This window comes from Anaerobiospirillum succiniciproducens DSM 6400 (assembly GCF_000482845.1).
Classification (GTDB): domain Bacteria; phylum Pseudomonadota; class Gammaproteobacteria; order Enterobacterales; family Succinivibrionaceae; genus Anaerobiospirillum; species Anaerobiospirillum succiniciproducens.
Map to the genome: position 1 here is coordinate 1 of NZ_AXWV01000110.1, position 6,606 is coordinate 6,606.

The 6,606-nt window shown below is 43.2% G+C and carries 3 protein-coding genes; all 3 read right to left on the reverse strand.

All coding sequences use genetic code 11. The features are described from left to right. Positions 1 to 342 precede the first annotated feature (342 nt). Positions 343 to 2,202, reverse strand: a complete 1,860-nt coding sequence (locus H524_RS0111455) for a sensor domain-containing diguanylate cyclase (protein ID WP_027940300.1) — start codon at positions 2,200 to 2,202, stop codon at positions 343 to 345. Between the two features lie 434 nt (positions 2,203 to 2,636). Further along, positions 2,637 to 5,630, reverse strand: a complete 2,994-nt coding sequence (locus tag H524_RS0111460) for a sensor domain-containing diguanylate cyclase (RefSeq protein WP_027940301.1) — start codon at positions 5,628 to 5,630, stop codon at positions 2,637 to 2,639. Positions 5,631 to 6,289: 659 nt separating this feature from the next. Then, on the reverse strand, positions 6,290 to 6,606 hold a 317-nt coding region (locus H524_RS15660), incomplete at its 5' end, for a transposase (RefSeq protein ID WP_044122218.1).

A 6,606-nucleotide genomic window follows, 5' to 3' on the forward strand; every position in this document is an offset into this window, starting at 1 on the left:
TAAATGCCATGAGCTCGGTGTATTAACTGGCGTAGCTGATTTTTATGCCATGGACGACTTCGATACTGAGTTTATCCTGCCAAAGGCTACCGATATTATCCACTACCTTGACTAGGCCTTTAGAGTAGTTAACAACTAAGCTCTGTTAATTACTCTTGAGAATATTGGCTGTTTTTTTTTGGGGGGGGTGGCTGTGCGTGCGTAGATTACGGTCTGGTTTTTGGCTGTGCGTGCGCAGATTATGGGCTGGTTTGGGCGGTGCATGCGTAGATTATAGTCTGGTTTGGCTGTGCGTGCGCAGATTCTGTGAGTCCGCAAGAATGGGACTCACGTAAGTGGAATTTACTTAGAGCGCATCTTAGCGCGTTCTTCTTCAGAAAGAATGGTGACACGGCGGTCATCACGCATGGAAACAGGGCGACCTTTCTTAGCCTCAAAGAATGTCTTGAGCTGAGAGTAGAACTCGCTGCGGCGCTCGTCTTTATTAATCTGCATCAGCTTATCGGCATGATCGATTACTTGCTTGAGAGTCTGTGATCCATCCTCACAACCATAGAAGGTGCTGCAGCCAATACCAAAGAAGATTGGTACAGGGCTAGTCTCAATTGGGGTGTGCTGCTTATGGTAGGCGTTATTCTCATTGCGCAGCTTATCAATATTGCGAGCAATCTCATCGACTTGCTGCTTATTACAATAAGGCAAGATCACTAAGAACTCATCGCCTGCAAGACGCATGATTTCAAGGCTAGTATCTTGTTCACATCCCTCGTCGTTAGGACTAATTTCGTTCTTGAACGGCTCGTGTTGATGTTGATGGATAAGATCATCTAAGTTGTCTTTAGCAATAGGATCGCTGCGGGTAGATTGAATATCATCGCCATCTAATTGCTTGATCAAGTCATTGAGCATATGACTTTCTACAGAGCTATCTTCTCCAGCATTGAGCTGATAGACGAGGTTATCTTCTAACACTGGCTTGTCAGTAGTTAGGGCCTCAAGATCTTTAGTTAAAGCAACAGTCTTTTGAGCTCGAGTCTGAGTAAGGCTTTCGGTACCTGGAATAATCTGCTGCGCACCGTTATCTGTAGAGTGCTCTTTATGCAGCTTCATAGTCTTAGCATAGGATGAGGCTGCAATACCGTCACGAATCAGATCGCGAGCTTTGATAAGTAAGTAGTCACCATGGCTATGGCCTAAGATGTCATTAGTAAGCTTTAGACCAGAGATATCAATGAAGATCACTGATACAGGCATAACTGCCTTGTTCTCGTAACGAGTGTAGTTTTGTAAGAAGAAGTTACGATTGTGCAATCCTGTAAGCGAGTCAGTAAACATCATGAGCTTGATGTTATCGAAGCTGCTTTGTACTAGGTTAATATTGGTTAAAGTACCGATAACACGACGTGCGCGACCAAAGTTGTCACGCTCTTGTACTAAGCCACGGCATACACACCAAAGGTAATGACCTTGCCTGTGACGAATACGCATGCAGCTTTCAAAGTAGTCACCATATTGCTCAGATTGGCACATATGGCTAAGCACCATGAAAAAGTCGTTATCGTCAGGGTGAACAATACGAGCGATAAAGTCGTCGATATAGCGAGGGAACTCTTCTTCTTTATAGCCAATCATGGCGTGATAGGAGGCAGAGCACACTAACTCATTTGTGGCACTGTCCCAAATGTACATACCATCGCCAGAGATCTCTCGTGGAATCAGCTCAGAGTGAGGACTATGCTCAAAAGAAATATAGCCAACACAGTAAAGGGCACTACCGTCAGGACGACGGTGCAGTACTGATCCTTGAACCACAAAAGAACGTCCTTTATATGGACCGTCAATCATGGTTAAATGCTCAAAGATCACGTCACCCATGCTTTTATCGTTCATGTTGAGGTAAAAGCGGGTGGCATCAAAACTGTTAAGGATGCGAGTTACAACATGCGGTGATTGAGCGTCATGGTGATCTTTTACGCCAAGGAAAGATGCAGCGGTACGATCGAAGATAAATTCATCACGCTCTCCATCGTAATACCAGTGGCCTAAGATCTTGCTCTCTTCGGCTGATAAGAGCTCATCAGCCTCACTTGATTCGTGTTCTGTCCAAGACTCAAAAGGTGCATTCTCATCACGACCAACAATATGTTCGTCGGCGTTGCCAGAGTCATTAGCGAGAACTTCTCTGACCTTGAAATACTGCATCTTAACCCCCGCACGAAGTGGACTAAGTAGCCATTGCTAGCTTAGTCATACTCGTAACTGTTGTATTTAGTCATGCTCACAAGATTTTAGTGCACATGAGCACGAGCATAACTTAACGAAAATCTTAAAGAACTACTATCTTAAGCCACTTAGCACCGCTCATTCATGCAAACATCCCTAATTTGTGAAGGCGCTATGAACTTTGCTGCTCTCTTAAATAAGATCATCATAGCCTGACAGCCATCTTAAATAAGATCATCGCCACATGACAGGCTCACTGAAATAAGAGGATCGGCACATCACTGGCAATGAACCTAAATGGTTGTTGCTGCCTTGCGGCTTATAAGTTTTATCAAGGCCATGCTTGGCTATGTTTAGTTAGTTCTGTAATTTGTTTGTTTGATTTCTGATACATGCTTAAGAATGAATAAGACTTAGGCAAAGAGTCGCTTGTCGTTAAACTCGACCTTTTGCTTGAGCGATTGCTCAATATAGGCCTTAACTAAATTGTAATGCTCATCATGCGCAGCTTTCTTGTTGACCTGCATGATCTTATCGGCCTCTTGAATGGCTAAATGGATTTTCTCCATAGCACTGTGCAGATCGCTCTTGCTCAGCTCCTTGTTAGTAAACTCGCTTAAATCAGTGGTATTAGCACCGCAGCTGAAGAATACCGGCATACGCACTGGAGCGTTGATGTTGTATTCCTTAACTGCAGCATCGAGTTTGTTAACTAAACTTGCAGCCTGCTCTTCATTGCAATCTGGGAGCAAACAGACGATCTCATCACCGCTAATACGGATAAGCTCACTTGGCATATCGATAACGCTGTTAATCAAGATCGCAGCCGAGCAGAGCAGTCTATCGCCAACGGTATGGCCTAAATAATCATTGTAGGCTTTAAGTGCAGTGACATCAGTAAAGATCACACTAAGCTGGCCACGGGTATTGGCGATGATCTCAGGTAAGTGTGTGGTCAGATAAGTACGATTCTTAAGACCAGTTAAGATGTCAGTAAACACCTTGCTCTGCAGGTTCTCATAGCCCTCAATAACACGGTTAATGTCGATGTTAATACCTAAAATACGGGTAGCTAACTTCTGTTCATTACGTGCAATGACGGTGCCGATGGACTTAGTCCAGATGTATGAACCATTGCGGCAGCGTGAGCGATATAAGAACTCAAAGTTGTCTCCATGAGCTTCAGAGAGTACTAAGCGACTTTGCTTTTTAAGCACTTCCTTATCGTCTGGATGTACAACAGTGCGATGCCAATTGTATCTGATGGCTTTAGCACGTGGATCATTAGGCTTATAGCCAAGCATTGAGTAGTAGTTAGAGCCAAAGACGCATTCACCAGTGCTAGTAAGCCAGTCAAAAGAGGCAGATTCAGCAGCAACGTGTGGCAGCATAGCAAACAGGTATGAAGCTACACGGGTAAAGGTCATAGTAATATGGCTTAAACATTCACCCTCAAATAAGGCATTAAGCTTAATGTAAATCTTTGAGCCTGCATCTTTGCCATGAGTTAAGAAGACAGCAAAAGAGGCGCGATCACGAGAGTGCTCACCTGGCAGGTAGACTGAGTCATAACGCCGATACAAATTGCCATTAGAGTGAGTCAGCTCTAAATGCGACTTAGCTACTTCGGTACACTTAGTCTCAGGCATGATAGCCGTAGGATCTTGAGCCTTAGAAGGTCGAGGAGTTACACCAAAGAGACCAAATCTAAAGCCTAGATTGCTCTTTGGCTTATTATTAGTCTGCTTACTGTTTAAATTCTTTGAGGTAAGTGCTGAGTATTGCATGTTAGATGCAACACTATCGAAGTTTACTGGTAGTGCATCATTGGAAGTGTAGTTAATCTTCGCATGATGGCCAGTCACAAAGTTAGTGCCATAAACAGAGTTATTTTCGGTACTCTTGTGCTCAATCGATGGCATATTTTCATATGGACCATTGTGGAACAGAGTATCGAAGATATTGGCATTGCTCTGAGTGTTTGAGTTCTTTGCGCTATCGCTAGTATCAGCAGGCTCACTAATCGCATCGATTAAGCTAGTGGCGATAGATTCTGATCGAGCTTTAATCTGACGAATCTCGTGCACTGGGCAGCCAATAGCATGCAAAAGTTCGTTTGGATCGTCAATAATAGGCTTAGCTGCAGGACCACCTGCAAGATCTTCAACGGTCAGATCATCCACGCCGCCACTGGTGCTGTACTCAGGATTATCCTCAGTATATGGGCATACATTGTTGCCGTGAGCAAGGCATGGATTGATAAATTCCTTATTGGTGTCGCGTAAGGTACGAGTATAAGCAAAGATCTTATGGGTAACTTCACGGCCTAAGATGCGCAATACTGATCTTGGCGATACCCATGTAGATATAAATGACGGATCAAGATCCAAGATGGCAACAGCATGCTTATCGAGGAAGAAGCCACGCTTACGTATATCGTAGATACCAAAACCAGGGAAGGTGATATTACGATCAAAGCTGTACTGAGCCCTCATGCCTGTCTCAAGACGCTTTTTGCTGCTAGTACTACTTGATGCAGCATTATCGTCTGACGCGGCATTATTGTCTTTATCTTTGTTCTTGCTATCACGACTGGTGCGCTTGTCTTTGGTACTTGAGAAGCGCTTGGCCTTTTCTAAGGCACGCTTACGCTTTTCACTTAGTATACCGTTTTCGTTTTCACGAGCGTTCAGTGCAGTTTGTACGGTATGGTAAACCGAGGATGAGTCAGGGTTTTCGTTAGCAATACCGATGGATGCTGTAATACCGGAGTTATCACCAAGTCCATTAATGAGATCACTAAGGCAATTGATGTCGCTTTGCAAAACAGCAGGGGCGGTAGTGTTGCTAGTTATATCCTCATCATAAAGTGGGCAAGTATCGATAAGCTGCTCAACTATAGGCTCAACATCAATGCTAGCTTTGCTATCTAATAAGGAGGTCAGTGGCTTATTGGTACCATAGACAGAACTATGAGCATAGTCATATGGCTTTATAACTTCCACCAAGCTTGCCTGATTGCAAACTCCAGCAGCACATGAGTCAGCATCAGTGCTGCTTGAGCTTTTGCATGCATGGGCAGCATTATTTTCGCATGAAGAGCTAGAGGCGCTAGCACATGATGGGCTAGATGCGCTAGCGCATGAAGAATTAGAGTTGTTGACGCTGCTAGAGCTAGCGCAGCAATGGTCTTGTATGTCTTGTGCGGGCGCTTTTATGGTAATGGAGCTTTGGTCGCTAGAGTCAATAGCTAAGCGCACGGCCTTATCTGAGGTCGTGTCATGACTGCTTTGAGCATTATCGCTTTGCAAAGCTGTACCGTTTTGAAGGGAACAATCAACCCTCGGTACATCGTCACGTTCGTTTAAATCCGGCACTTGTGTATTGTTTGGATTCTTCTTAATCATGTCTGCCTAAAAGCTCGCTGGCATTTTTAGCATGAGTGACTAAAAGTATTACTCTGCAATCCTTCATAACCATAGACACTTAAGATCGTAAGCGATCTGTTAAGAGGTATTTGGTAGTCTTACTATATTGGCATATAGCAAAGATCAAAAGCATACTCTTAAGAAAAAGTTTTATACGCCGCATGCATTGAAATGACAATGCCATGCCATTTAAACCAAAAGCTGTTCTCCTAAATGCTATGAACGGCTGTTTTGCCAGTCCTAAATATAGGCGCGTACTAGCCGTTTTAGCTTATGTTGAGATCTTAAGTGAATACTCAGCTATGCCTCATTAAGATCTTTGCTGCCTGAGGGATTTTTCCTCACAAAATTGATTGTATATAAGCATGTTGCTACAAGTTTGCCTCATCAGCGCAACTTGCCTAATTTTGATGCCTGTGCTGCTGCATGCCTAGAGCAGATGTACACAGACTGAAAATTTAGGTGCCTTTAATGAAACTAACATTAGCTAGAGTATTGTATAGACTCTATTGCCTAGAACAATGATCGTTATCATAGGTTAATAATGCACTATTACTATGTATTTGCACTAGATTGATACAGAAGTTCCTAGATATATCATAACTAGTAGTGCGTTTCATAAATACGGTAATTAAAAATTAAACATCTAACTCATCGAGTTTGTATCTCCATTTAGGAGCCACGGGAGCCTCATTTATTAAATCAATGTATGCCATTATGCGAGAAGATAACTCTTCTTTACTTTTAACGCGCATACCACGAAGGAGGACTCGTGACATTTTTCCAAACCACCCTTCAATCATGTTTAGCCATGAACCGTGTTTTGGAGTGAAAACAAACTCAAATCTGTTAGGAACACTTTCCAAGTATGCCATGGTTTCTTTAGAGGAGTGAGCTCTATGGTTATCTAAAACAATCTTTATAAGCTTTCCTTTTGGATACGTGCTGTCAAGAA

What these genes read in the sequence shown, in the direction of transcription:
- H524_RS0111460 (WP_027940301.1), bottom strand. Translation starts at nt 5,630, where the DNA reads ATGATTAAGAAGAATCCAAACAATACACAAGTGCCGGATTTAAACGAA.
- H524_RS0111455 (WP_027940300.1), bottom strand. Translation starts at nt 2,202, where the DNA reads ATGCAGTATTTCAAGGTCAGAGAAGTTCTCGCTAATGACTCTGGCAAC.